The sequence below is a fragment of the Agromyces sp. Marseille-P2726 genome (genome assembly GCF_902809835.1).
In the GTDB taxonomy this organism is placed as follows: domain Bacteria; phylum Actinomycetota; class Actinomycetes; order Actinomycetales; family Microbacteriaceae; genus Agromyces.
Map to the genome: position 1 here is coordinate 61,091 of NZ_CADDWM010000004.1, position 24,379 is coordinate 85,469.

General features: G+C 69.6%; 20 protein-coding genes. 9 read left to right on the top strand and 11 right to left on the bottom strand.

Annotated features, from left to right (window positions below; translation table 11 throughout):
- Positions 1-62: 62 nt before the first annotated feature.
- The 6 genes from HUS56_RS01395 to HUS56_RS01420 all read left to right on the top strand — a co-directional run bounded on the left by HUS56_RS01395 (position 63) and on the right by HUS56_RS01420 (position 6,955).
- Positions 63-1,358: a Zn-dependent hydrolase gene (locus tag HUS56_RS01395; RefSeq protein ID WP_173921622.1), complete on the top strand. Its 1,296-nt coding sequence runs from the start codon at positions 63-65 to the stop codon at positions 1,356-1,358.
- Positions 1,355-2,464, top strand: a complete 1,110-nt coding sequence (locus HUS56_RS01400; RefSeq protein ID WP_173921623.1) for a diaminopropionate ammonia-lyase — start codon at positions 1,355-1,357, stop codon at positions 2,462-2,464. Before HUS56_RS01395 ends, HUS56_RS01400 begins: the two co-directional genes overlap by 4 nt.
- Positions 2,461-3,609, top strand: a complete 1,149-nt coding sequence (locus HUS56_RS01405) for an ArgE/DapE family deacylase (RefSeq protein ID WP_173921624.1) — start codon at positions 2,461-2,463, stop codon at positions 3,607-3,609. Before HUS56_RS01400 ends, HUS56_RS01405 begins: the two co-directional genes overlap by 4 nt.
- Positions 3,610-3,650: 41 nt before the next feature.
- Entirely contained in the window at positions 3,651-4,403 is a 753-nt protein-coding gene (locus HUS56_RS01410; protein ID WP_173921625.1) for an IclR family transcriptional regulator, read from the top strand.
- Between the two features lie 105 nt (positions 4,404-4,508).
- Positions 4,509-5,696, top strand: coding sequence for a 4-hydroxybenzoate 3-monooxygenase (locus HUS56_RS01415; RefSeq protein WP_173921626.1), 1,188 nt, complete (start codon positions 4,509-4,511; stop codon positions 5,694-5,696).
- A 17-nt stretch (positions 5,697-5,713) separates the two neighbouring features.
- The gene (locus tag HUS56_RS01420) at positions 5,714-6,955 is read left to right on the top strand and encodes a Bcr/CflA family efflux MFS transporter (RefSeq protein WP_173921627.1); all 1,242 of its coding nucleotides are present in this window, start codon (positions 5,714-5,716) and stop codon (positions 6,953-6,955) included.
- A 58-nt stretch (positions 6,956-7,013) separates the two neighbouring features.
- Here HUS56_RS01420 and HUS56_RS01425 read toward each other — a convergent pair whose 3' ends face one another.
- The 11 genes from HUS56_RS01425 to HUS56_RS01475 all read right to left on the bottom strand — a co-directional run bounded on the left by HUS56_RS01425 (position 7,014) and on the right by HUS56_RS01475 (position 17,262).
- Positions 7,014-8,015, bottom strand: coding sequence for a sugar phosphate isomerase/epimerase (locus tag HUS56_RS01425; RefSeq protein WP_173921628.1), 1,002 nt, complete (start codon positions 8,013-8,015; stop codon positions 7,014-7,016).
- Between the two features lie 24 nt (positions 8,016-8,039).
- Positions 8,040-9,248, bottom strand: coding sequence for a Gfo/Idh/MocA family protein (locus HUS56_RS01430; protein WP_371808284.1), 1,209 nt, complete (start codon positions 9,246-9,248; stop codon positions 8,040-8,042).
- Positions 9,245-9,661, bottom strand: coding sequence for a DUF6379 domain-containing protein (locus tag HUS56_RS01435; RefSeq protein WP_173921629.1), 417 nt, complete (start codon positions 9,659-9,661; stop codon positions 9,245-9,247). Before HUS56_RS01435 ends, HUS56_RS01430 begins: the two co-directional genes overlap by 4 nt.
- A gap of 13 nt (positions 9,662-9,674) precedes the next feature.
- Complete coding sequence (locus HUS56_RS01440) at positions 9,675-10,457, bottom strand: nuclear transport factor 2 family protein (RefSeq protein WP_173921630.1); 783 nt, start codon at positions 10,455-10,457, stop codon at positions 9,675-9,677.
- Positions 10,450-11,487, bottom strand: a complete 1,038-nt coding sequence (locus tag HUS56_RS01445; RefSeq protein ID WP_173921631.1) for a sugar phosphate isomerase/epimerase — start codon at positions 11,485-11,487, stop codon at positions 10,450-10,452. The genes HUS56_RS01440 and HUS56_RS01445 overlap by 8 nt, the downstream gene beginning before the upstream one ends.
- On the bottom strand, positions 11,484-12,587 hold the full coding sequence (locus HUS56_RS01450) for a sugar phosphate isomerase/epimerase (RefSeq protein WP_173921632.1): 1,104 nt from the start codon (positions 12,585-12,587) through the stop codon (positions 11,484-11,486). The genes HUS56_RS01445 and HUS56_RS01450 overlap by 4 nt, the downstream gene beginning before the upstream one ends.
- Positions 12,584-12,991, bottom strand: a complete 408-nt coding sequence (locus tag HUS56_RS01455; protein ID WP_173921633.1) for a DUF6379 domain-containing protein — start codon at positions 12,989-12,991, stop codon at positions 12,584-12,586. Before HUS56_RS01455 ends, HUS56_RS01450 begins: the two co-directional genes overlap by 4 nt.
- 38 nt (positions 12,992-13,029) lie before the next feature.
- Positions 13,030-14,595 (bottom strand): GMC oxidoreductase, encoded by a 1,566-nt coding sequence (locus HUS56_RS01460; RefSeq protein ID WP_173921634.1) that lies wholly within the window; start codon positions 14,593-14,595, stop codon positions 13,030-13,032.
- Positions 14,592-15,386: a TIM barrel protein gene (locus tag HUS56_RS01465; protein WP_173921635.1), complete on the bottom strand. Its 795-nt coding sequence runs from the start codon at positions 15,384-15,386 to the stop codon at positions 14,592-14,594. The genes HUS56_RS01460 and HUS56_RS01465 overlap by 4 nt, the downstream gene beginning before the upstream one ends.
- Positions 15,387-15,456: 70 nt before the next feature.
- Positions 15,457-16,293 carry a carbohydrate ABC transporter permease gene (locus tag HUS56_RS01470; protein ID WP_173921636.1) on the bottom strand — a complete coding sequence of 279 codons (837 nt, stop codon included), beginning with the start codon at positions 16,291-16,293 and terminating at the stop codon, positions 15,457-15,459.
- Positions 16,294-16,296: 3 nt separating this feature from the next.
- Entirely contained in the window at positions 16,297-17,262 is a 966-nt protein-coding gene (locus HUS56_RS01475; protein ID WP_173921637.1) for a carbohydrate ABC transporter permease, read from the bottom strand.
- Between the two features lie 158 nt (positions 17,263-17,420).
- Between HUS56_RS01475 and HUS56_RS01480 the strand changes: the two genes are divergently transcribed.
- From HUS56_RS01480 to HUS56_RS01490, 3 genes are all read left to right on the top strand, one after another.
- The gene (locus tag HUS56_RS01480) at positions 17,421-20,672 is read left to right on the top strand and encodes a glycosyl hydrolase (RefSeq protein WP_173921638.1); all 3,252 of its coding nucleotides are present in this window, start codon (positions 17,421-17,423) and stop codon (positions 20,670-20,672) included.
- A gap of 149 nt (positions 20,673-20,821) precedes the next feature.
- On the top strand, positions 20,822-22,117 hold the full coding sequence (locus HUS56_RS01485; protein WP_173921639.1) for an ABC transporter substrate-binding protein: 1,296 nt from the start codon (positions 20,822-20,824) through the stop codon (positions 22,115-22,117).
- A gap of 87 nt (positions 22,118-22,204) precedes the next feature.
- Complete coding sequence (locus HUS56_RS01490) at positions 22,205-24,379, top strand: glycoside hydrolase family 3 N-terminal domain-containing protein (RefSeq protein WP_173921640.1); 2,175 nt, start codon at positions 22,205-22,207, stop codon at positions 24,377-24,379.

Here is a 24,379-nt window from a genome sequence, read left to right on the forward strand (position 1 = left end):
GCAGGTGTACTGGTGAGAATCATGCTATCGATCGATGGGTGGATGGCGCCTAACGTCGAGGCATGACCGAAACCCTTTCCGCCGGCTCGCGCACGCGCACGCTGGCCATCGATGCCGATCGGCTCTGGGCGTCGCTCATGGAGCTGGCACAGATCGGCGCGTACACGGATGCCGCGACCGGCCTCGTCGGCGTCGACCGGCTGTCGCTCACCGACGACGACGCCGAGGGACGGCGGCTGCTCGTCCGTTGGATGGAGGAGGCCGGCCTCGAGGTGACCATCGACGAGATGGGGTCCATCTTCGGTCGCCGCGATGGCAGCGAGCCCGACCTCGCGCCGGTGATGGCCGGCTCGCACATCGACAGCGTCGCCACCGCTGGCGCATTCGACGGATGCCTCGGGGTGCTCGGTGCCCTCGGGGTCGTTCGCAGCCTCGACGACGCCGGCGTCACGACACGGCGTCCACTCGTGATCGCCGCGTTCACCGAGGAGGAGGGCGTGCGGTTCGGCACGGACATGTTGGGCTCGGCGGTCGCAGCCGGGCGGCTCAGCCTCGAGTACGCGTACGAGCTGGTCGACGCGCGGGGGCTCCGGTTCGGCGACGAGCTCGCGCGCATCGGGTTCAGGGGCGAACGTGCGGTGCGCTTGGAACCGCCGCACGCCTACGTCGAGTGTCACATCGAGCAGGGCCCGGTGCTCGCGCAGCAGGGCTACGCGGTCGGGGTGGTGACGGGCGTGCAGGCGATCTCGTGGCAGCGAGTCACGATCCACGGGCGGGCGGCGCACGCCGGCACCACGCCCACCGAGCTGCGGGTCGACGCCGGCCTGGCGGCCGCGCAGGTGATCGTGCGCATCCGCGAGATGGTCGACTCGGGGCACTACGGACGGCTCCGCGGAACCGTCGGCCACGTGAGCACGTCCCCCGGGCTGCCGAGCGTCGTGCCCGACCGCGCCGAGCTCACCGTCGACCTTCGCAACCCCGACGACGGGCACATGGCCGCGGCCGAAGCCGACCTGGCCGCGTTCCTCGCGTCACTGCCCGAGCAGCAGCCTGGGCTGCGCGTGGAGACGAGGCGCATGGCGAAGACGGCGCGCGTCCCGTTCGCGGCATCCGTTCAAGATGCGATATCGGATGCCGCGGCCGACCTCGGCATCCCGACGATGCGCCTCATGTCGGGCGCCGGTCACGACGCGCAGGAGATCGCCGCGATCGCCCCGACCGCGATGGTCTTCGTGCGCGGACAGTACGACGGCATCAGCCACAATCCGCGCGAGTTCTCCACGCCCGAGGACTGCGCCGCCGGGATCTCGGTGCTCGGCACGACGCTCCTGCGCCTCGCCGAGGAGGCCGACGCATGAGCGCGCCGTACTGGAAGCCGGCCGCACGCGCGTGGCGCACCGACAGCCCGAGTGGCGTGGTCGAGTTCCACCGCAGCCTGCCCGGCTACGGCCCGACGCCGCTGGTCGAGGTGTCCGACCTCGCGGTCGAGCTGGGCGTGGGCCGGGTGTTCGTGAAGGACGAGAGCTCGCGGCTGGGGCTGCCGGCGTTCAAGATCCTCGGGGCCGCCTACGCGATCTCCCGGGCGCTCTCGGCGCGGGTCGGCTCCCCCGATCGCGCGCTGCCGCTCGACGACCTGCGTGAAGCGCTCTCCGCCGACCGGCCGGTTCCGCTCGTCGCGGCCACCGACGGCAACCACGGGCGGGCCGTGGCCCACACCGCACGGCTGCTCGGACTGCCGGCGCAGATCTGGTTCCCCGACACGCTCAGCGCCGAAGCGAAGGAGGCGATCGCCGACGAGGGCGCCGAGACCGTCGAGCTCGCGATTCCCTACGACGACGTGGTCGCCGCGGCCAGGCGGGCCGCGGAACACACGGGAACGGGCGCGGTGCTGATCCAGGACACCGCATGGCCCGGTTACGCGCAGGTGCCGCAGTGGATCGTCGACGGCTACTCCACCCTGTTCGAGGAGGCCGACGCCCAACTCGCCGCAGCCGGCGTCGACGAGGCCGGCCTCGTCGCGGTTCCCGTGGGGGTCGGATCGCTCGCGCAGGCCGCGGTGCACCACTACCGCTCGGCCGAGCCTGCGCCCATCGTGCTGAGCGTCGAAGCCGAGGCAGCGCCGCCGATCATCGAGTCGCTCCATGCCGGCAGGCTCGTCAGCGTGCGCACCAGCTACACGGTCATGTCGGGCCTCAACTGCGGCACGCCGTCGGACATTGCCTGGCCGGTGCTGGCGGCTGGCCTCGATGCAGCCGTCACGGTCGGCGAGGAGGAGGCGGTCCGAGCGGTGCACGACCTCGAGGCACTCGGCATCGACTCCGGTCCGTGCGGGGCCGCGACACTCGCGGGAGTGCGCGCACTGCTCGCCGACGCTCGGCCCCGCGACGACCTCGGACCCGATGCGACCGTGCTGCTGCTCTCGACCGAGGGCCGGCTCGCCAATCCGCTTCCCGCAGGACGATGAGTTCGCCTGCCCCCGAAGAGGTCGAGCTGCTCCGCCGACTCATCGCCATCGACTCGGTCAACCCGGCACTCGTCGCCGGCGGCGCAGGCGAGGCCGACATCGCAGACGCAGTCACCGGGTGGCTCGCCGAGTGCGGATTCGAGTGCCGCCGTCTCGAGGCGACGCCCGGTCGCCCGTCCGTCATCGCCGTCGCCCGTGGCGCCGGCGGCGGGCGAAGCCTCATGCTCAACGGTCACCTCGACACCGTCTCGCTGGCGAGCTACGAGGGCGACGGCCTCGAGCCCGTGCTCCGCGACGGGACCCTCCACGGCCGAGGCGCCTACGACATGAAGTCCGGCCTCGCCGCGATGATAGTCGCCGCGGCCCGCGCGCACCGCGAGCCGCACCGCGGCGACGTCGTGCTCGCGCTCGTCGCCGACGAGGAGCACGGCAGCCTCGGCACCGAGGAGGTGCTCGAGGCGGTCGTCACGGACGGAGCCGTCGTGGTCGAGCCGACCGGACTCGACCTCGTCACGACACACCGTGGGTTCGTGTGGGCGACGGTCACCGTCCACGGCCGAGCCGCGCACGGATCGCGCCCCGACCTCGGCATCGACGCGATCGCCAAGGCGGGGCGCGTGCTCACCGCGATCGACGAGCTCGGCGCTCGCCTCGCCTCGGGTCCGCGGCATCCGCTGCTCGGCACCGGCAACGTGCACGCCGGCACCATCGCGGGCGGCGCCGAGCCGTCGAGCTATCCCGACACGTGCGCCGTCACGATCGAGCGGCGCACGATCCCAGGCGAGAATCACATCACGTTCGAGCGGGAACTCCGCGGCATCCTCGACGACCTCGGCCGAGCGGATGCCGCCTTCAGCGCCGACCTCGAGATCACCACGCATCGCGGCACGTTCGAAGCCGACGCGGCATCCGACCTGGCAGCGATCGCCGCCGCGAGCTTCCGCGACGTCACGGGCCGGGAGCCGACCCGGCGCGGCGAGCCGTTCTGGACGGACTGCGCCCTGCTGCAGGCCGCCGGCATCGACACGGTCATGTTCGGGGTCGACGGCGGCGGGGCGCATGCCGCCGACGAGTGGGTCGACCTGGATTCGCTCGCCACCGTCACCATCACGCTGGAACGGGCGATCCGACGGTACGTCGGCTGAGCGGACACAGCCGGAGCCGGCAGTGGTGCGATGCTGAGAGCATGGCGAACTCGCGGAGCGGCGATTCGATGACCGAGCGGATCGTGCGGGTGCTCGACACCTTCTCGACCGACCGCACGCTGCAGACCGCGTCGCAGATCAGCCGGCGTTCGGGGCTGCCATCGTCGACGGCGCACCGCATCGTCGACGACCTCGTCACCGTGGGGCTGCTCGAGCGCGACGACGATCACCGGGTGCGGCTCGGCCTCCGCCTGTGGGAACTCGCGCTGCGCGGGTCCACCGCGCTCCGACTCAGGCAGGCCGCGCTCGTGCAGATGCAGGCCGTGCAGGAGCTCGTCCGTGAGCACACCCAACTCGCGGTGCTCGAGCAGGACGAGGCGCTGTTCCTCGAGCGGCTCTCGCATCCCGATGCCGGGGCGAACATCACCCGTATCGCGGGGCGCCTGCCGTTGCACGCGTCGTCGTCGGGCCTGGTGCTGCTTGCGTACGCGCCCGACGAGGTGCGCGAACGCGTCCTCGGCGGCCAACTGCGCGCGCTGACCCCCGAGACGGTGACGGATGCCGCGGAGCTGCGCCGTCTCCTCGCCGAGGTCCGCCGCGCGGGGCATGTGGTCGCGCCCGGCACCGTCGAGACGGTGTCGACCGGCGTCGCCGTGCCGATTCGCGATGCGGATGAGGTGATCGCCGCGTTGTCGGTCGTGCTCCCCCGCGAGGCGCGTCCGGATGCAGCGATCTCGGCGCTGCATCGGGCGGCCCGGCGCATCGAGGCATCCCTCGGCCGCTCGTTGCCATGACGGGGTCGACTGAGATTTGCTTCCCGTTGAATGGGAAGCGGCACGCTCGGAACGCGTGCCGAGCCGCACACTGATCCGAGGCATCCAACCGTCGAGGGAGACGACATGACCACCACCGTCCGCACCCGGGTCGCGATCATCGGCGCGGGTCCCGCGGGTCTGCTGCTTTCGCACCTGCTCGCGAAGTCGGGCATCGAGAGCGTCGTCATCGACTCGCGCAGCCGCGACGAGATCGAGCAGACGATCCGTGCCGGCATCCTCGAGCAGGGCACCGTCGAGGTGCTCGATGCCTCGGGCGCCTCCTCGCGCGCCCTCGCCGAGGGGCACCGGCACGACGGCATCGAGCTCCGGTTCGAGGGGGAAGGGCACCGGATCGACTTCCAGGGGCTCGTCGGTCGCAGCGTCTGGCTCTATCCGCAGCACCGGGTGCTCAAGGACCTCATCGAAGTGCGACTCGCCGAGGGCCAGGATGTTCGGTTCGGCGTCACTGCTGAGCGCGTCGAGGGCGCCGAGGGCGCCCGCCCGCGGGTGTTCGCCACCGATGCCGACGGTGAGCCGCTCGAGATCGATGCCGAGTTCGTCGTCGGCGCCGACGGATCGCGGTCCGTCGCCCGTACGGCCGTCACGGGGTCGCAGACCGGCGGCTACTTCCGGGAGTACCCGTTCGCGTGGTTCGGCATCCTCTGCGAGGCGCCGCCGAGCTCGGAGGAGCTCATCTACTCCAACTCGCCCAACGGATTCGCGCTCATCAGCCAGCGCTCCGACACCGTGCAGCGCATGTACTTCCAGTGCGACCCCGACGTCGACCCCGAGTCGTTCACCGAGGAGGAGCTCTGGGAACACCTCCAAGCGCGCGTGCCCGGCACGACCCTGAAGGAGGGGCACATCTTCCAGCGCGACGTGCTCCGGTTCCGCAGCTTCGTCGCCCACGAACTCCGGCACGGCCGGGTCGCACTCGTCGGGGACGCCGCCCACACGGTGCCGCCGACCGGAGCGAAGGGTATGAACCTCGCCGTCGCCGACGTCATCCTGCTCGGCCGCGCGCTGCGCGCCCTGCTCCTCGAGAACGACGAGCGCCCGCTCGACGCCTACCCCGAGACCGCCTCACGGCGCATCTGGAAGGCGCAGCACTTCTCCTGGTGGATGACGAGCATGCTGCACGTCGCGCCCGACGCCACCGACTTCGATCGCCGCCGGCAGGTCGGAGAGCTCCGATCCGTCGTCGAATCCGAGGCCGGCCGCCGCTTCCTCGCGGAGGCCTATACGGGCTGGCCCCTCGACACCGCGCTGTAGGCAGACGAGAGGATCTCGTGGGCGGCCTTCCTGACGAGCGCGACCGACTCGGGGCGCGCTCGGCTCGGCGCATCAGCCCCGGGCTGATGCTGGTGCTGGGGTACATCTCGATGGCGGGCTCGCTGTCGACCGACCTCTACCTCCCGGCGTTCCCCGACATCGCCGAAGACCTCGGGGTCGGCGCGTCGACGGTGCAGCTCACGCTCACGGCGCTCCTCGCCGGATCGGCCCTCGGCCAGTTGCTGATCGGCTCCGTGTCCGATGCCCTCGGTCGACGCCGAACCCTCGTCGTCGCACTGACCCTGTTCGCGCTCTGCTGTTACCTGGCCGCCGTCAGCCCCACGATTCAGGTGTTGATCCTCGTTCGCGGGGTTCAGGGATTCGCCGGCGCCTCGGGCACGGTGCTGGCCCGCGCCGTGATCGCGGATCTCGTCGACCACGCGCAGGCGGTGCGCGCCTTCAGCGCGATCTTCGTCATGATCGCCCTCGGTCCCGCGGTCGCGAGCCCACTCGGCGCGCTCCTGACCCAGCTGGGCGGCTGGCGGATCGCCCTCCTGGGTCTCGCGGTGCTGGCGACCGGCATGCTCGTCGTAGCGACGCTCTTCGTTCCCGAGAGCCTGCCCGTCGAGCGTCGGCACCCGTTCACCCTCGGCACGCTCGCGCGGAACATCGGCCGCCTGCTGCGGCATCCGGTGTTCATGGGCTATGCGGTCGCGTTCGGCGCCGGGTACGCCGCGCTCATGGTCTATATCAGCTCATCGTCGTTCATCGTGCAGGACGTGCTCGGCATCACCCCGCTCGGGTACGGACTCACGTTCTCCCTGAGCTCCGTCTCGGTCATGGCGGGCGCGTGGCTCAACGGGGGGATCGCGCACCCGAGCGGTGCGCCGGCGACGCTCAGGATCGCCCAGTCGCTGCAGGCGCTCGCCGCTGCCGCAGGGGTCGTCCTGACGGTCACGGACACCCTGACGCTGACGACCTATCTCGTGCTCGTGAGTGCATTCGCCGTGGGCTGCGGCTCGGTGATGTCGAGCGCATCGGCCCTCGCCGTCGGCGAGGCGCGTGCCGCGGCGGGCGCCGGCTCCGCGCTGGTCGGTTTCACCCAGTTCGTCTTCGGCGCCCTCGCGTCGCCGCTCGGCGGCATCGCCGGCACCCAGACGGCGTTGCCGGCGATGACTGCGATGACCTGCCTCGCCGTGCTCGGGCTCGCGAGTGCATGGTACGCCGGGTCACGCGCACTCGCGCGGGCGCGGAAGTAGGGCCTCGGCCGGCGCGGCTTTCGTCACCCGCGAGTTCCGGCGCGGCCGCCGCATCGCGTCAGCGTGTGCTGAAGGCGGCGTCGAAGGCGGCGGTCGGGGCGGCGAACGCGTTGCGCCTCACGAACTCGAGAGCCTCGGGCGCTCCGGTCAGGCGGTCCATGCCCGCGTCCTCCCACTCGACCGAGATCGGGCCGTCGTAGCCGATCGCGTTGAGCGCACGGAAGCTCTTCTCCCAGGGCACATCACCCCGGCCGGTCGACACGAAGTCCCATCCGCGGCGCAGGTCGGACCACGCGAGGTGCGAACCCAGGCGGCCGTTGCGGCCGTTGCCGACGTTCAGCTTCACGTCCTTGCAGTCGACGTGGTAGATCCGGTCCTGGAAGTCGAGGATGAAGCTCACCGGGTCGAGGTCCTGCCACATGAAGTGCGACGGGTCCCAGTTCAGGCCGAATGCCTCGCGGTGGCCGATCGCCTCGAGCGTACGCTTCGTAGTCCAGTAGTCGTAGGCGATCTCCGACGGGTGCACCTCGTGGGCGAACCGCACGCCCACCTCGTCGAAGACATCGAGGATCGGGTTCCAGCGCGCAGCGAAGTCCTCGTAGCCGGCGTCGACGAGTTCCTGCGATACGGGCGGGAACATCGCGACGTACTTCCAGATACTCGATCCCGTGAAGCCCACGACAGTCTTCACGCCGAGCTTCGCGGCCAGCCGCGCGGTGTGCTGCATCTCCTCGGCGGCGCGACGGCGCACCCCCTCGGGTTCGCCGTCGCCCCACACGCGGTCGGAGAGGATGTCGCGGTGACGCTCGTCGATCGGGTCGTCGCAGACCGCCTGGCCCTTGAGGTGGTTCGAGATCGCCCACACCTTCAGTCCGTGCCGCTCGAGCAGTTCGAGCCGCCCCTGGACATAGGCGTCGTCGTCCCAGCGCCACGGGTCGAGATGATCCCCCCAACAGGCCAGCTCGAGTCCCTCGTATCCCCACTCCGAGGCGAGGCGGGCGACCTCCTCGAGTGGCAGGTCGGCCCACTGGCCCGTGAACAGCGTGATCGGTCGGGTCATCGTCGTCTCCTCCATCTGGTTCGTTCAGGTGCTCGGGGTCATCGCTTCCGCGCCGACGCGGACCCACGCCGATTCGCGTTCGGAGCTCTGCTCGACCGCGGCCAGCACACGCTGCACCTGCAGTCCTTCGGCGAAGGTCGGGTGCGGATCGACGCCCTCGACGATCCCCTCCACGAGGTCCTTCACCTGATGGCTGAAGCCGTGCTCGTAGCCGAGCATGTGACCCGCCGGCCACCAGCCCGACACGTACGGGTGCTCCGACTCGGTCACGAGGATGCGTGTGAACCCCTGCGTCTGGTTCGGTGCCGTGCGGTCGTAGAAGGAGAGCGTGTTGAGATCCTCGAGATCGAAGGCGAGCGCGCCCTTGTCGCCCGAAACCTCGATCGAGAGCGCGTTCTTGCGTCCGGTCGCGAAGCGCGTCGCCTCGAACGAGCCGAGCACCCCACCCTCGAAGCGGCCGGTGAAGATGGCGACGTCGTCGACGGTGACCTCCCCGTAGCCCTCGGCTGCGGTTCCGGAGAGGCCCGAGCCCGCCCCGAGCAGCGGACGCTGCTTCACGATGGTGTCGACGACACCGGACACCTTCTCGAGCTTCATGCCGGTGACGAACTGCGCCAGGTCGATGGCGTGGGCGCCGATGTCACCGAGCGCCCCCGACCCTGCGTGCTCCTTCTGTAGGCGCCACGCGAGCGGCATCTCGGGGTCGACGAGCCAGTCCTGACGGTAGCTTGCGCGAACCTGGGCGATGCGTCCGACCGCACCCTGCGCGATCAGGTCGCGCAGGAACGTGACGGCGGGCACGCGACGATACGTGAACCCGACCATGGCACGGATGCCTCGGGCCGCCGCGCGAGTGGCGGCATCCGTCATCGCCTCGGCCTCGGCGACCGTGTTCGCGAGCGGCTTCTCGCAGAGCACGTGCTTGCCGGCGTCCAGCGCGGCGATCGCGATCTCGGCGTGGGAATCGCCGGGCGTGACGATGTCTACCAGGTCGATGTCGTTCCGCCCGATCACCTCCCGCCAGTCGGTCGCCGATTCGGCCCAGCCCCACTTCGCCGCGGCATCCGACACCGCCGCCGCATTGCGGCCGACGACGACCGCCATCTCGGGTTCGGCGGGGAGGTCGAAGACCCGAGGAGAGGTGCGCCACCCCTGGGAGTGTGCGGCGCCCATGAAGCCGTAGCCGATCATCGCAACCCGGAGCCGGGGAGGCGCGCCGTCGGTGGTGCTCATGCGAGCACCACCTGGCGCTCGACGGGCACGCGGTTGGTGACGTAACGGCCGGGACCGCCGTCGACGCCCGGCATGATCTGCATGTACAGCAGGCGCATGGTCAACACGACCTCGACGGTGAGCTTCACTCCCGGCTCGGGGGTGCGGCCGAGGTCGATCAGCACGTCGGGGCGGTCGGCGACGAACCAGAGCGTGTCCCACTGCTGGGGCAGCTCCTCGACGCGGTACTGGCGCCCCTGAAGCTCGAAGCGAAGCCGGTCGGACGGGATCGCCTCGCCGTTCACGGTCACGGCGACGTCGTCGACGGCCGAGAGCCAGAGGCTGCGGTACCAAGGCAGCTGCACCGAGACCGCGATGCCGTTCTCGACGCGTCGGACGTCGTGCTCGGAGAAGAGCGAGTTGTGGGTGGCCATTGCGATGCCTGCCTTACTTGAAGGTGTCGGTGAACGTCTCGTGCGGCACGGGGGGCGCCGGCTCGAGCGTCTGACGGGTCGACGGGTGATACGGGTGATACTCGCTCGGCACCGGCTCGTCGGCCGGCGGCATGAAGACCGGCTTGCCGTCGTCGCCGAAGTACATGAGGTCGAGATCGAACGCGGCCTGGTTCTTCTCGCCGAAGCTGATCCAGTCCTCGTGGAACGGAGCGCGGGCGAGCTCGTAGCACCGGAACTTCCAGATCCTCCACTCGCCGTCCTGACGGAGGAAGTCGATGGCGTACTTGCACCACACCCAGTGGGCCCAGACCTTCTTGCCCTGCACGGTACCGGGCGAATACATGTCGGGGAAGGCCTTGGCGACCTCGGGGTCGGTGAGGCCCGACTCGGTGCCGGCCATGATCCACACGCCCTTGGCCGTCCCGCCATCGGCAGCGACCTCGATGACGGGCGTGGTCGTCGCATGCAGGATGAGCTTGCCGACCGGCGTCGGCCGCCCCTGATGGTAGCGGATGACGCTGTCGTAGTCGGTGTACTGTCCGGCGTTCGTGTACCGGGCCCGGATGCCCGGCGTGCCGCGCTTCACCCACAGCGGGATGATCTGCTCGTCCTGGAATGCGTTGTGCAGGTACATGTAGCGGTTGAAGAGGTTCTCGATTGCGCCTCGGTCGTGGGCGCTGCGCGAGAGCCGGGTGGCCTCGGCGACCTCGGTGCGAAGCCGCTCGATCTCGGCCTGCAGTTCGGCGACGGATGCCGCGGTGATCTGTTCAGACACGGGTGCCGGCCTCCTGCTCGATCGCGCGACGCATGAGTGCGTGCTGCTTCTTGACGAGGTCGATCGGATCGGCTTCGCCGAGGTCGGCGAACGCGTGCCCCTCCCACTCGCTGGAGAGGTAGCCGGTGTAGCCGCCGTCGACGAACTGCTTCACAATGCGGGGGATGTCCATCGCGGGCTCGTCGCCGTTCGCGTCGATGTCGTAGAACTTCGCGTGCACGTGGAAGATCTGCGGCATGATGTCCAACCACTCCTCGGGCGGCACGAGCCCGTGCATGTTGAACGCGAGGCGCGTGAACGGTCCGAACGTGAGCGGGTCGACGCCCTGCGCGGTCAGGTAGTCCTCGAACTTCTGGTTGCGCACGTGCATGAGCGTCGGCTCGTGCCAGATCTCCTCCATGACTGGGAAGTGCTTCTCGTCCATTCCCATCTGGCTCAGCGTGCGCAGGAGCATGGGCGAGAGGCTGTGCATGGTCGAGGAGAAGTCGGCGGTGAAGCCGAGCCGCTCGCTCTGCAGCTCGTCGTACATCTCCCGCATCTGCAGCACCGCAGGATCGTTCGGGCCGGAGGGGGCGTGGATCTCGTAGCCGAGGTACTGGTCGTACTCCTCCGCCAGCGGAAGGAGGCTGCGCAACAGCTCCTTGCCGTGCGACCGGATGACGACCTTCTTGAAGCCGAGGGTGTGCGCGGTCTTGAGCTGCCGCGCCAGGAAGTCGTGCTCCTCGTCGGGCGTCATGTCGCGGTCCTTGCGGCGGCCCATGTCGAGGTTGGTTCCGACGGCGCTGGCCTCGAGGCCGTACTTCTCGAGCGAGTCGAACCAGAGCCGAACGAAATCGGCGTCGACATCGGGATACGTGCGCAGCAGTTGCGCGATGTTGAACTCGACGCCAGGGCCGATGCCTTCGTCGTGGACTGCCTTGATCAGCGTCTCGGGGGTGTAGAGTCCGGCCGCGAACTCGCTGGTCATCGAGTAGAGGGTCGTCCCCAGCTTGATCCCGGTGCCCGCGATGCCAGTGGTCGTGTCGGTCATGCCTGGACTGCCTTTCCAAGGTGGGTGTCGAGGATGCGGCGGGCTTCCGCGGCGTCCGTGATCATGCGAGAGCCGGATGCCTCGGCTGCCGATCGTTGCACGGCCTGCTCGGCCGCGATGATCTCGAACGGGCTCTGCCAGTGGTTCCAGTGCCATCCCTCGTATTCGCTCGAGACCGCCCCCGAGTAGCCCTGCTCGACGAGCAGGCTGATCAGGTCGCGGACGGGGACCGAGGGCTCCTCGCCGCGCTCGTCGATGCCGAAGAACTTGCCGTGCACGTGGCGGATCCACGGCATGATCTCGAGCCAGTCGTCGACGCGCGCCGGACCGAAGAGGCCGGTGCCGTTGATACCGAAGTCGATACCGAGGTCGGGCCGGCCGTTCTGTGCGGCCAGCCCGATGAAGGCGCCGAACCGCTGGCCGTGCTCGGCCTGATCGGCGGGCGGGCCCTGCTCGTAGAAGCCGTTCCACAGGTCGACGACCTTCGCGAGCAGCTCGTCGGTCGCGCCGCGGCGGCGGTACGCTTCGAGCAGCGACGGTGCGAATCCGGTGACGGTGGCGCCCCAGTCCATGGTGAAGCCGAGGAACGGCGACCCGACCTGCTCGTAGCGGTCGCGAAGCGCGAGGATACGCGGGTGCGACGCGTACTGGTCGGCGTGCACCTCGAGGGCGAGCGTGACGCCGTAGCGCTCGGCGATGGGCGCGAGCTGTTCCATCGAGTCGGGCGTGAGCGAGATCTGCACGCGTGCGATCGGGAAGCCGAGCTTGGCGGCGGCGTCGATCTGGCGGCGCATGTACTCGATGAGCTCATCCTGTGTAAGGAGGCGGTCGCGGTGGATGCCGATGTCGGCGTTCACGGCGAGCGAGGTGGTGACCAGGCCGACCTCGTCCACGAGGTCTCGGAACCAACCGGCGAACCGGTCGTCGATCTCGGGGAACCCGCGGAAGCTGGAGAAGCCGATGATCTCGAGTCCGGGACCATAGCCCTCGGTGGCGACTTTGCGGATGAGGCCCTCGAGGTCGTACTGGCGCCCATGGAAGGCGCGGGTGAAGCTGTAGAGGGTGACGCCCTGAATGGGGGTGCCGAGTCCGCCGCTCATGCCGCGACCACCTCTCGTGCCGTCATGGTCTTGGTGTCGTGCTCCTCGATGTGGAGCACCTCGTTCTCGCCGATGACGATGTACGGGATGTAGAGCGTCAGGTCGACGCGGACCTCGTGCTCGGCTCCATCCGCCGTCACCGCAATCTCGCCCGAGAGCACGGCGGAGTCGGTCGGGAACCACCACTCGCCGGTCTCGTCGACCAGCTCGTCGAAGGTGAAGGTGCGGTCGTTCATGGTCCAGCGCAGTGATTCCGCTGGCGCCCGAAGGCCGTCGACGGCGAGCGCGGCGCCGGCGATGCAAGAGCCCGGAAGGGCCCGGTACCACGGAAGGCGCACCTCGACGGCGGCGCGCGCGCCATCCGTCGTCAGCGTGCCCGCTTCGATCATGCGATCGGAGATCATGAGAGCCTCCCGGACATCTTTGTCATCATTCCTTCACTCTAATGTTCTTTTTCGACAGAAGCAAGATCGGCGACAAGTTCGCCCGCCAGTCGACGGGCCCCGCGGACTGCCAATGCGACACTGGTCAGCGTCGGATTGCACGCTGTCGCCGTCGGGATGACGTTGTTGCCTGCGACGAAGAGGCCCGGCACGCCCCAGACCTTGCTGTCGACGTTGCACACGCTCTCGCCGTCGTTCGCCTCGCCCATGCGCGTGGTGCCCTGGTAGTGCAGCGAAGCGCCGAGGGGCATCGTGAACGGTCGCGGATCGAGCGGCTCGCCGACGGCGGCACCGAGGCGCGCGATCTCCTCGCGCGCGCGATCGAGCACCTCGTGGTCGCGATCAGTGAGGCGGTAGTGGATGCGCATGGCGGGCATGCCGTATGCGTCGACCTCGTCGTCGCTGAACTCGATGCGGTCCTCCCGCTGGAGGTCCTTCGCGCAGAACAGCCCGAGGCCGACGATCGATCCCGGCACGATCGGGTCATCATCGGCGAGCGGGATGGGCGAGGCATCCAACTGCATGATCTGCCCGTGGAACGGAAGTTCGTCGGTGTAGGGCACCCAGCTCACGCCGCTCTGCTCGCTGAGCCCGCCCTCCGCGGGCGCGGCGTGCTCAGTACCCTCGCCGAGATCGACATCGCGGATACGGGCCGCATACACGACCTGGGTCTGGTCGTTCAAGTACCGGCCGAGGGCGTCAGGGCGGATGCCGCTGGCCCAGAGCAACTGCGGCGTGCGCAGCGCATCCGCCGCGACCACGACCGCACGGGCTCGCACCTCGTGCGTCTCGCCCGTGCGCAGGTCGCGCACGGCCACCCCCGCGGCACCATCGCCGTCGACGAGCACGCGTGTGACCAGTGACTCGTCGTACAGGTGGAAGTCGGGATTCCCGCGCGTCTCATCGCCGAGCACGACGTCGGAGCCCGACCAGACCAGGCGTCCGTCGGGCCGGCGGTGCACCGCGAGCGGCATGCGCTGCACGCGGGCCGCGGGCTCACGGCCGTCATCGACCGCGGCCGCGAGGCGCTCGCGCACGAGCCCGGTGAACGGAGCGCCGTCGAAGGCGTCGGCCGTCACGCCGAGCAGGCGGTCGGCCTCGTCGAGCAGTTCGTCGAGGTCGGGCAGGAACCGGATGCGCTCGCGGCCGCCGGGTCGCGGGCAGGCACCCGTCCAGTGGGCCGACATGCCGCCGACGTTGCTCGACATCGCGGCGACGGGCAGGCCATCCTCGCCCGGGAACGCATAGCCGTCCTCGAGCAGGAACGTGCCCGGGCGGGCACGCCGTTCGCCGCTCTTGACCGCTCCGGGCGAGTTCACGGTCGCGGCGCCAGCACCAGGTCCCTCCGAGGCGCGTTGCGCGGCGGCTCGCGCGTCGGGATCCTCGATGTTCTTGACGTGCGCGCCCGGCGGATCGGATACCGTCGGCCCGACCTCGAACATGACCATGGTCACGCCCGGGACCTCCTCGCTGAGGATGCGCGCGTAGGCGGAACCCGTCGGACCGCTGCCGACGATGGCGACATCGACGACCTCGGGATACCGGGTCGCGACTGCCGAGCTCACGCCCTCGCCGCCAGTTCGCGGATCAGGGCGACGGATGCAACGGACTCCTGCGTCGGGTAGTACTCGAGCCCGATGGGCCCGTCGTAGCCCGACGTTCGCAGGATCTCGAGCGTGCCGGACCAGTCGAGTGACCCCGAACCGGGCTCGCCCCGGCCTGGCGCGTCGGCGAGCTGCACGTACTTGACGAGGTTGCCGGCATTTGCGAGCTCGACCGCCATGTCCTCGCCCTCGACGGCGGAGTGGTAGATGTCGTACAACACGCCGAAGAACGGCGAGTCGACTCCTCGCGCCACGTACACGGCCTCGCTCGTGCGGTCGAGCAGCGAGCCCGGGTGGTCGACGCGCACGTTCACGGGTTCGAGAACGAGCGTGATCTCGGATCCGTCGATCTGTGCGATCGCCTTCTGGTAGATCTCGATGAGCTTGTCGAGCTGCACCTGGCGCTTCCAGCCTCCGAAGCCCGTGCCGCTGCCAACGACGATGCGCGGGCAGCCGAGGTCGTGCGCGATCGCGACGCCCTCGTCGAGCTTGCGGAAGAATTCCGAGTGGTCCCACGGCGGGATCATGAACTGCGTGCGCGGCTCGGCGAGCTGCGCCGTGAGCTGCGTGCCGGTCTCGACGAGCGCCGCCTTGAGCGACGGCACGTCCTTCGGTTTCGCCGGAGCATCCACCCCCGTGGGTCCCCACATCTCGACAGCGGTGAAGCCCGCGGCGGCAGCGGCACGCACGCGGTCGTGGTAGTCGCCGGCCTCGGTGAAGAGGAGTTCGATGTTGGGTGCGAGCTGGTACACGAGTGATGGATGCCCTTCGTGGTGGGATGGAGGTCGGTTAGGTCGTGGATCGCCGGCGACGCGGCACCCGTCAACCCTTCAGGCCGCCGGCGAAGCCCTGGATGAAGCGCTTCTGGGCGAACATGTAGAACAGCAGGATCGGGATCATCGAGATGATGACCACCGCGAAGATCTTGTTCCAGGCCGACACCAGGCCGCCGACGTACGTGTACATCGCAACGGGCAGCGTCTGTGTCTCGGAGCCTCCGAGGAAGATCAGCGAGTTGAAGAAGTCGTTCCACACGATGAGCCCGGCGAGGATCGCGACCGTGCCGGTGGCTGGTGACATCAGAGGAAGCACCACGCGGAAGAAGGCCTGCGTCGGCGAGGCCCCGTCGATGACGGCGGCCTCCTCGTACTCGGTCGTCAGCCCACGGAAGAAACTGGCGTAGAGGAAGACCGACAGCGGCAGCAGGATGCCGATCCACAACAGGATCATGCCGAGGGCATTGCCGGTGAGTCCGACCGATCGCGCTCCGATGTAGAGCGGCACGGTGCCGAGCTGAGCGGGCAGGATGATCGCGATCAGCACCAGGTAGTAGGTGAGGTTGGTCCAGGTGCGCGTCCGCCGGGCGATGACGTACGCCGCGACTGAGCCGAGGAGGACGAGACCGACGATCGCGCCGGCCGTGATGATGACGCTGTTGAGGATGCTCATGGGGATGCTGTTACGGCCCCCAGTCGTGAGCACCTCGACGAAGGCGCCGAAGTCGACCGACGACGGCGGAGCGATGGCGCTGGTCGTGAGCACCTCCTGGTCGGGCTTGAGCGCGGTCACGATGAGCAGGTAGAAGGGCAGCAGGCCGATGAGCGTGACGATCCAGACGAGCACCTCGCGAAGGGCGGTGGCCTTGGTGTAGCGGAACATGAGTCAAGCCCTTCCGGTGGCGTCGCGGTCGCGGGTCACGTACTGCTGGAGGATGGCGAACGCGAGGATGATCACGGTCAAGACGAGGGCGAGCGCTGAGCCGAAGCCGAACTGACCCAGCGAGAACGCCTGCTTGTAGACCTGAGTCGCGAGTGTCTCCGTTGCCCCGGCCGGCCCGCCGCCGGTGAGTGCGAGGATCTGGTCGAAGATCCGCAGGCCCTGGATGATTCCGAGGGTTGTGGCGATGGCGATCGACGGGCGGATGGCTGGAGCGACGACATGCCAGAATCGCTGCCAGATGCCCGCGCCATCCAGAGCGGCCGCCTCTTCGACCTCGACCGGGACGCTGGCCAGTCCAGCCAGGTAGATCACCATCGTGAACCCGGTCTGCTGCCAGACCACGGTGATGAGGATGGCCCAGATCGACCATGCGGGGTCGGCCAGCCAGACCTTCTGGAACTCCTCGAGTCCGATCAGGCCGAGGAAGCCGTTGAGAGGGCCGTCGAACTGGAAGATGAATTTCCACACGTAGGCGACCGCCAGCGGGCTGAGGACCACCGGCATGAACAGCAGGGTGCGCAGGATGTACCGGGACTTGAGCATGCGGTTGATCGCGAGTGCGTAGAGCAGCCCCAAGACATTGGTGAGGATCACCGAGGCGAAGGCGAGGAACAGCGTGTTCACCACGGCGCCGAACAGCAGAGGATCCTGGAAGATCCGCTCGAAGTTGTCGAAGCCGACGAACGACCATTCGCCGAGTCCGGTCCAGTTCGTGAAGGCGAAGAATCCGCCCGTCAGGGTGGCGACGTAGTGCACGCCGATCACGAGGAGTACCGCGGGGAGCGCCCACCACCAGTGACCGTAGCTGATGAGCGCCTTCTTGCCGGGCCGCCGCGGCGGCGGTGTGTTCCACGCTTCAGGCGGGACTGTGAGTGTGCGAGTGCTGCTCTCGTCGATCGTCACTGTCATCTGCTCTCTGACCTCGTCGTCAAGCGTTCTTGCGGCTCGAACGCTTCTTCGCCCACTATCACATACTTGCGTCGGAAACACACATTAGTCATCCCGATATCGCGTATAAGTACGTCCATCATCCGTTCACCAAGGGCGGCTGGGAGGATTCATCCGTGATGAAGCGCGCACCTTCCGGGCCTCTGGATGATTCGGATGCCCTGTGGGCAGCGTTCGTCGATCCGCCCGATGCAGCCCGGCCGCGGGCATGGTGGCACTGGATGGACGGCAACGTCGACCCTGCGGGCATCGTGCGCGATCTGCGATGGCTCCACGAGGTGGGCGTGCGCGGTGTGCAGATGTTCGACGGCGGGATGGGCGGTCCGCTGGTGGTTCCCGCGCCGGTTCGACCAGGAACGCGGGCCTGGAACGCGGCGATCGACGCGGCAAGGGGAACGGCGGCGGAACTCGGCATGGAATTCGCCGTGGCGACCTCGTCGGGCTGGAGTGCGGCGGGTGGGCCGTGGGTGAAGCCTGGCGATGCGATGAAGAAGGTCGTCTGGTCGGAGCAGCCCGTTGCGGGAGGCCGACCGGTGGAGGTCGAGCTGCCCCCACTCCCCGCGGTGCCCGGGCTGTACCAGGACTGCCCCCGTTGGGGAGCCGGCGACGACGAACCGGCGTACGCCGTGGACTGGCGAGTGATCGCATTCCCCCGGAGTCCGGCGCACGACGTGCTCATCCCGACCCGGGTGGCGGCGTCGACCGCAATCCCCGACTCGTCGCCCCTGGTCGACGGGTCGTACCGATCGACTGTGTCGCTGCCGCGCGACCCCGACGGGTGGTCGACGGGCTGGATCGAGCAGGAGTTCCCCGAACCGGTGACCGTGCGTTCCGTCGTGGTCGGGCTACCCGGTCCGCGCGGGTTCGGCGCGGCTCCGCCGGCGGCGGCGACCCTGCAGGCCAGCGACGATGGTGCCGAGTACCGGGATGTCGCACACCTGCCGCCCTCGACGATTCCGGTGCGCACCGTGAGCTTTCCGGGCGCGACCGCACGGCGGTTCCGGCTGGTGCTCTCGGGTTGGAGCGCGGCAGACGCGCTTCCCCCGGTCGCCGATGGCGTTCGGCGCCCGCCCGTCCTGAGGACAGCCGAGACGTTCGAGGTCTCGGAGTTCGCGCTGCGCAGCGGCGGGCGCGTCCATGCCGCCGAAGCCAAGGCGGGATTCGGTGTCGTCGGAGACTACTTCGCCATGGCGACGCACGCCGACGCAGCGGCGGGATCCGTCGATCCGCACGGGGTGCTCGATCTCACGGAGCACCTCCGCGACGGGATGCTGCGCTGGGATGCGCCGCCCGGCAGCTGGACCGTTCTGCGGCTCGGCGCCTCACTCACGGGCCAGACGAACGGTCCGGCCCCCGCCGACGCCACCGGACTGGAGGTCGACAAGCTCGATGGCGAGCGCGTGCGCGACTACCTCGACGCGCATCTGCGGCGATTCGGCCTCGAGGAGTCGCCCGCGAGCCCCGGCACCGCCCCGGTCACGGCGCTGCTGAGCGACAGCATCGAGTCCGGCCCGCAGAATTGGACCGACGCGATCCTCGAGCACTTCGAGCGCCTTCGAGGCTACGACCCGAGGCCGTGGCTGCCCGCCCTGACCGGCACGCTCGTGAGCGGGCCGGCCGACTCCGACCGGTTCCTGTACGACTACCGGCGCACGATCACGGAACTGCTCTCCACCCAGTACTACGGAACGCTCGCGGCCGAGGCGCACCGCCGTGGCATGGCCTACTACGCCGAGGCGCTCGAAGACGGCCGACCACAGCTCGGCGACGACCTCTCGATGCGCGCGCACGCCGACGTGCCGATGGGGGCGATGTGGACCTTCGACGCCGACGACGGCCCGCGACCGACCTACGTCGCGGATCTGAAGGGCGCGGCATCCGTGGCCCACGTGCACGGCAAGTCCTGGGTGGGAGCGGAGGCGTTCACATCGTTCGATCGTCCGTGGGCGTCGACACCGCGCACGCTCAAGCACGTCGCCGACCTCCAGTCAGCGCTCGGCGTGACCCGGTTCTGCATCCACACGTCACCGCACCAGCCGATCGACGCGCCACCGCCGGGTATCGCGCTCGCGCCGTTCCTGGGGCAGGCATTCACCGTGCACGAGACCTGGTCGGGACTCGCGAGACCGTGGATCGACTACCTCGCGCGCTGCTCGGCGGTGCTCGGCATGGGCAGGCCCGCGGTGGATGTCGCGGTCTTCGTCGGCGAGGAGGCACCGGTCACCGCGCTCTACGAGCACGAGGTCGACACGACGGTACCTCCGGGCTTCGACTTCGACTACGTGGGACCCGGAGCGCTGATCGACACGCTCCGAGTTGAGGACGGTTCGCTCGTCGCGGACGGCGCGGCCTATCGCCTCCTTTGCCTCGGAGGATCGAGCGATCGGATGACGCTGGCGACGCTCCTGGCGATCGAGCGTCTCCTCGACGCGGGCGCGACCGTGGTCGGCCGTCGCCCATCCGCCTCACCATCGCTCGCCGACGACCCCCGAGTCTTCGAGGCGGTCTGCGACCGGATCTGGTCGGGGCGGCGGGCGAGCGGGCGTGTGTTCGCAGACGCGGACCTCGGTGCAGCGCTCGCCGAGCTGGGCATCCGGCCCGCCCTCGAGATCGACGGTCCGCCCGTACGGCAGATCGCGCGGGTGATCGGAGGTCGGCGCGTGACGTTCCTGGCGAACCCGTCGAACGAGTCGATCGAGCTCCGGCTTCGCATGCCCGAGGAGGCTGCCCCCCTCGTGGCGTGGGACCCGGTGGAGGTTCGTGCCGAGCCGCTGCGGGCAGACGGGTGGTCCGGCGACGGGCCTGCGGCCTACCGCCTCCGGATGCCGCCCTTCGGCTCCCGTTTCGTGCTGGCGTCGTCGGCGCAATCGCCCCCCGAGCCCCAGGTGCAGCGACGACTCGCACTGGCTGGCGACTGGGAGTTGCAGCTTCCGGAGGCGAGAGCAGTCATCATGTCTCCGCATCCGAGCCTCTGGACCGAGTCCGAAGGCGACGCCAGGGCGTTCTCGGGCATCGGGACCTACCGTCATGAGCTGGACGTGCCGGGTGACATCCTCGTGGCCGAGCGACTCGTGCTCGACCTCGGCGCGGTGCACGACATCGCCCGGGTCACGGTCAACGGCACGGAGTGCGGTGTGGCGTGGACACCGCCGTTCCGTATCGAGGTGACGCCGGCGCTGCGCGCGGGTCCGAACGACATCCAGGTGGAGGTCGCGACGCCGTGGCGGAATCGGCTGATCGCCGAGGCGGGCGCGGCGAGTGGCGACGTCTTCGAGCCGATGACCGCGGTGTTCGAGTCATCCGCTGAGCCACTTCCGGCCGGCCTGGCCGGACCTGTCGTGCTGATCGCCGAGTCCGCGCCGCGAACGTGAGGGTCGGGCCGGCCCGAACGGGAATCACTGGGACTATTGCCGCACATCACAGATACTAATGTCGGAATTGTGCGAATGTGTGTCAGGCTGAATGGGCAGCCAGAGGTCGAGCCCGCCCACTGGCGACAACGACGTCAGGAAGGTCCGAAATGCCACAGCACCCCGCATCCAGGTCGCTTCGGTGGTCGCTTCTCGCGGCCCCCGTTGCCGGAGTCATGGTCCTCGCCGGTTGTTCCGGCGGTGCCGCCGAGGACAGCGGCAGCACCGACGGCGCGTCCGCAGGCGGCTTCACACTCATGGTCGCCCAGGCGAACGACGCCGACGACTTCTACGCTCAGATGGTGGACGCCTACACGGCAGAGACCGGCGCTGAGATCGAGGTGATCCCATACCCGTCCGACGCCTACAACACGCAGGTCACGACGCAGTTCCAGGCCGGCAACGCGGCCGACGTCGCGATCCTCTCGCCCGGAACGGGCCAGCCCATCTCGGTGATCACGCTCGCCGAGGCGGGCTTCCTCGAGCCGCTCGATGACACGTCGGCAGGCGTGATCCCCGAGGGCACGGAGTCGCTCTACGAGGTGGACGGCGAGATCTACGGCCAGCCGACCGCGCTGACCCCCGTCGGACTGATCTGGAACGCCGCCGCCGGAGCCGAGGCGGGTGTCGACGAGTACCCGGCCACGTACGACGACCTCCTCGCCGCGTGCACGGACGCGCGGGCGGGCGGCAAGTCGTTCACGGTCCTCGCTGGCGCGATCCCCTTCAACACCGGTCTCTTCGCGCAGCTCGTCTCGGCGACCCGCGTGTACGAGGAGACGCCCGACTGGAATGAGCAGCGCGCCGCCGGCGACGTCACGTTCGCCGACAGCGGCTGGAAGCAGACCCTCGAGGACGTCGTCGCGATGAACGAGGGCGGCTGCTTCCAGGACGGCGCAGCAGGCGGCACGTTCGACGCCATCACCGCAGGCATCGGCGGCGGCACCTCGCTCACGGCCGCCGTCCCGGGCAGCGCCGCGACCTCGATCGGCGAAGCCGCCGGAATCGACCTCACCGTGCAGGCGTTCCCCCCGGCCGATGGCCAGGGCGACTTCACCCTCGCCTCCGCCAACTACGCGTGGGCGATCAACGCCGCTGCCGACGATGACGCCAAGGCCGCCGCTCAGGACTTCCTCGACTGGGTCGCTGAGCCCGAGCAGGCGCAGAAGTACGCCGACCTCTCGGGTGCCGTTCCGATCACCGGAGTGAGCGCCGACACCCTCCTGCCCGAGTACGAGCCGATCGGTGCGCTGCTCGAGTCGGGTGCCTTCACCGGGCTGCCCAACTCCACGTGGCCGAACCCGGCCGTCTACGACGCGCTCGGCGTCGGAGTGCAGGGCCTCCTGACCGGTCAGAAGACCGTGGACCAGGTGCTCGCCGACATGGACGCGGCCTGGGGCGACTGAGCAACCCATCGCATCCTGATCAGTCGCCGCCCGGTGCCTCGTGCGCCGGGCGGCGATTCATGTTCACCCAAGGACGAGGAGCCGCTGATGCCCCCGAGCCGCCGTGTCCGAGCGCTCATCGACGGGTTGAGCTGGGCTGAGAAGCTCGGCCAGCTGCAGATCGTGTTCCGCCCGTCGCTCCACGAGGCGAAGCAGCTCGTGCGAGGCGGCATCGGTTCCGTGTTCTGGCCCAGGTCGTCCGCCGCCGTCAACGCGCTGCAGCGGGTTGCGGTCGAGGAGACCCGGCTCGGCATCCCGGTGCTCGTGGGGCTGGACGTCGTCCACGGGCACCGCACGACGGCGCCGATCCCGCTCGCCCAGGCGGCGACGTTCGACCGCGACCTGGTGCGCGAGCTCGCCCGCCTCGCCGCAGCCGAGGCGAGGTCGGCCGGCGTGACCTGGACGTTCTCGCCGATGATCGACGTGTCCCGCGATCCGCGGTGGGGCCGCGTTGCCGAAGGCTTCGGTGAGGATGTCTACATCACCGCCGAGATGGGCCGTGCGATGGTGCGCGGCTACCACGGCGAGGAACTCGCGGCATCCGATGCCATCGCCGCGACGGCCAAGCACTTCGTCGCGTACGGCCAGCCCGAGGGCGGCCGTGACTACAACACGGCGGATGCCTCGGAGCACCGCCTGCGCAATGTGCACCTCGAGCCGTTCCGAGCGGCGGTCGAGACCGGCGCGGCCGCCGTCATGGCCTCGTTCAACACCGTCGACGGTCGCCCGATGCACGCGAACCGACGGCTGCTCACGGACGTGCTGAAGTCCGAATGGGGATTCGACGGAATCGTCGTCGGCGACGCCGACGGCGTGCGGAACCTCATCCCGCACCGGGTCGCCGCCGACCTCGCCGACGCGGTTCGGCTGGCGTACGGCGCCGGACTCGACGTCGAGATGGGCGGAGCGCCGAGTGACCTGAACCCGTCGGAGCTCGCTCCGGATCGACTCGACCCCGCGCGCCTCGACGACGCCGTTGGCCGTGTGCTCGCGCTGAAGGAGGCCCTCGGGCTGTTCGATGACCCCTACGTTCCCGAGGCGGATGAGCGGACGGAACCCACCCACGAGGCTCGACGGCTCGTGCGAACCGCAGCGGCGCGCTCGGCGGTCCTGCTGAAGAACGACGGCACATTGCCGCTGCGGCGTCCGCGCCGCGTGCTCGTGACCGGCCCGTACGCCGAGTCGGCCGACCATCTCGGCGCGTGGACGCAGTCCTTCGCGGCGCCGGCCGGGAGCATCGCCGACGAGCTCGGGGAACGGATGCCACAGGCGGAGCTCCGGGTGGCGCCCGGCGTCCGCTTCCTCGACGACGACGCCTCGGGCATCCCTCTTGTCGTCGCCGCAGCACGAGAGGCCGACATCGTGCTCGTCTTCGCAGGCGAGCCGAGTTCACTCACGGGTGAGGCCGCGTCACGCAGCGACCTCCGCCTCCCCGGCCGGCAGGAGGAGCTCATCAGGGCGATCGCCGGCACGGGCACGCCGTTCGTGGTCGTGCTCGAGACCGGTCGGCCGCTCGTGGTCGCCGACTGGATCGACCGCGCGCCGGCCGTCATCGTCGCGTGGCACGGCGGCACCGAGGCGGCCGCCGCGATCGTCGACATCCTGCTCGGCGATGCCGAACCGTCGGGTCGGCTGCCGATGTCGTTCCCCAGGTCGTCTGCGCAGGTGCCGATCCATTACGCCCACGAGCTCACCGGCCGACCCGCCACCGTGGGCGGCACGCTCGACGAAACATCCGTCGACATCGGGCTCCACGGTCCCGACAACGTGCACGAGAAGTACACGTCGAAGTACCTCGACCTCGAGCTCGGGCCGCAGTTCGCGTTCGGCCACGGCTCGGGATACGCCACCTTCGTGCACGGCGCGCCTCGCATCTCGGCGGATACGGTGCGGCTCGAGACGCTGGAAGCGGGCGCCCACGTCGTCGTCGAGGTCGAGGTCACGAACACCTCCAGCCGCCCCGGCGATGAGGTCGTGCAGGCCTACCTGGAGGATGTCGTCGCGAGCGTGGCGCCGCCCGTACGCCGACTCGTCGCGTTCGAGCGACGCACGGTCGAGCCCGGCGCGACGGTCACCGTGTCGTTCGAACTCGGAACGGCCGAACTCGGTTTCTGGTCGACGGATTCCGCGCCTGCGCGCTTCGTCGTGGAGCCCGGGCTCTTCCGCATCCACATCGGCAGCAGGCTGGAGCGCACGCAGGCGGTGGAGCTCGTCGTGCGCTGA